Here is a 521-nt window from a genome sequence, read left to right on the forward strand (position 1 = left end):
GCGGCGCCGCGCGGATTGGCGACGGCGCAGCATGGACTCTTTGCCGCGCGCGGCGTGCCATACCAGTCGCGCGTCCACTCCCAGACATTGCCGATCATGTCGACCAGACCATAGCCATTGGCCGGGAAGCTCCCCACCGGAGACGTGCGCAGCCAGCCATCCTCGAGCGCATTGGCATAGGGGAATTCGCCCTGCCAGGTATTGGCCATATGGGCGCCGTCGACGAGGAAGGTGTCGCCCCAGGCGAACTCCACCCCGACCAGCCCGCCGCGCGCGGCGAATTCCCATTCGGCCTCGGTCGGCAAGCTCTTGCCCGCCCATTTGGCATAGGCATCGGCATCCTCGAACGCGACATGGACGACGGGATGGTCCTCGAGCCCGTCGAGGCTGCTCTCCGGCCCGGTCGGGTGCCGCCAGTCGGCGCCCGGGATCATCGACCACCACTGGGTGACCGGACCGCGCGGATCGATCGGGCGGGGCGGCGGGGTGAACACCACCGATGCCGCCACCAGCATCTCGGG

General features: G+C 69.1%; 1 protein-coding gene. It reads right to left on the reverse strand.

The features are described from left to right. The coding region (locus J7528_RS24150; RefSeq protein ID WP_291879932.1) for an SUMF1/EgtB/PvdO family nonheme iron enzyme at nt 1-521 on the reverse strand (521 nt) is incomplete at both ends.

This window comes from Caulobacter sp. (assembly GCF_017744445.1).
In the GTDB taxonomy this organism is placed as follows: Bacteria; Pseudomonadota; Alphaproteobacteria; order Caulobacterales; family Caulobacteraceae; genus Caulobacter.